Source organism: Fundidesulfovibrio putealis DSM 16056, assembly GCF_000429325.1.
GTDB classification, from domain to species: domain Bacteria; phylum Desulfobacterota; class Desulfovibrionia; order Desulfovibrionales; family Desulfovibrionaceae; genus Fundidesulfovibrio; species Fundidesulfovibrio putealis.
Genome location: NZ_AUBQ01000032.1, coordinates 1 through 1,608 on the forward strand (window position 1 = coordinate 1; position 1,608 = coordinate 1,608).

Below are 1,608 nucleotides of genomic sequence, written 5' to 3' on the forward strand. Positions count from 1 at the left end.
CCCTGCTGCCAAAACTGCTTTCCCATGAGCCTCACCTACTAGCTTTTCAATTATTCTTCTCAAGTAAACAAATGAACCTATTCCTACACCATGAGCCATAAGACCAATGGCTTTTGAAAATTCGCCGTAATGATTACCCAGCATTTTTCTGTACTTACTTATTTGTGGTAGATAAAAATCAGCAAGACCAGGATATTGACCAACCTTCACCACATGATATTCAAAATCTTCACCATCAAACGACCTTATCACCTTACGGCATACAAACATAAATCGTACTTCATGGAATTTTTCCATTCCACATTTTAAAACGACAACATCTGCAACTTTTGGCTTAATACCGAACGAACCAGTCAGCATAGAATTTACAAGACTATCATCAGGAACAATTGTAAACACACTATCATGCCTACAATCTACACAGTAAAGTCTAAATGACGTTTCTGAACAAAGAATTTCAGCAATTGAAGAAAAGTCATCTGCTTCAAACACTTCTACTTTATACAGAGGAGCAAAAAAAAGCTCTTCTACCCTGGTTTTCGCGTTCATTTTTTCAAAAAAATTTATAGCCATTTTTATTCCTTATCTTGGCTACCACCACAGCCCAATTGCCGAGGTGCTATTTTCCTCAACCCGCTTGATGAAGCCGATTGCATGCAGGGGCTTGAGAACCCGTCGCCGGAAGTCGCGGCGCAACATGCTCAAGCTTTCGTAGCCCTGCCCCCACAGGTGATGAATCTGGTCCCAGGTGAACCAGAACCCGCCAGGAAGGGGCTTGTTCGCAGACAGGAAGGCATGGACGGTCAAAGCCCACTGGTTTTGCCCCAACTCCAGGCGTTGGGGAAGGCTGACAAGGCTCCAATCGTCCACGGCAAAGAAGCCCTGCAAGGCCGTGGAAAGCTCCACAACGTACAACCCTCCCCGCGACTCATGATAATCGCGGGGGGCCAGGGCATCCCGGAGCACAAAGCGCCGGTCCTGGCCGTGCTCGTCCTGCCCGGTGACGGCGATCTGAACGCGGGTAGACCCGAGCCGGTCAATGAACTTGTCAAACTCCCGGTAATTCTTCCCGGAATCGTTAAGCCTCAAGGCCTTCAGACCCTCACGCCGGGTAAAGGCAGCTTTGTTCTCTCCCCGACGGCGGGCGAAGCTCACCAGAAGCAAATAGACATTCAAATCAAGCTGGTTAAGCTGTTCGTGCTTGTAGGCTACTTCCACGCCGGACAGGCCCCAAACCGGCACGTTCTCATACTCCCGGAGGAACTTACGACGTCCCGGCTTCACCGGGGCGAAAAGACCGGTCTTGGCCGCGAGATTCGGCATGACGGTTTTATGCTCCACAAGGTGAAGCTGCTGGAACCGCTCCATGCGCTTGGCCGGGGCCTCGGCCTTGATCTTCGCCTTACGAGCCTCGGCCTGGGCCTTGTAGTCGGTGGGACCTGGTTCCACCGCGTAAGCATCCTCTAGGGGTGCGGCCATGGTTTTTTCCATAGCCTTGCGGACCTTCTCTTGATCTTCCGGGGAGAGGTGGCCGAAGAGGTCTTGCCGCTCGGCCATTGTGGCTTTAGAAGTCTTCTTGCTGGTCATAGGCCTCACTCCTATGGCTGG

General features: G+C 50.9%; 2 protein-coding genes. Both read right to left on the minus strand.

Translation table 11 applies throughout. The features are described from left to right. Positions 1–573: hypothetical protein (locus G453_RS28170; RefSeq protein ID WP_205620081.1), on the minus strand; the 573-nt coding region annotated here is incomplete at its 3' end. A gap of 18 nt (positions 574–591) precedes the next feature. Further along, complete coding sequence (locus G453_RS0116755) at positions 592–1,587, minus strand: hypothetical protein (protein ID WP_027191971.1); 996 nt, start codon at positions 1,585–1,587, stop codon at positions 592–594. Positions 1,588–1,608 lie beyond the last annotated feature (21 nt).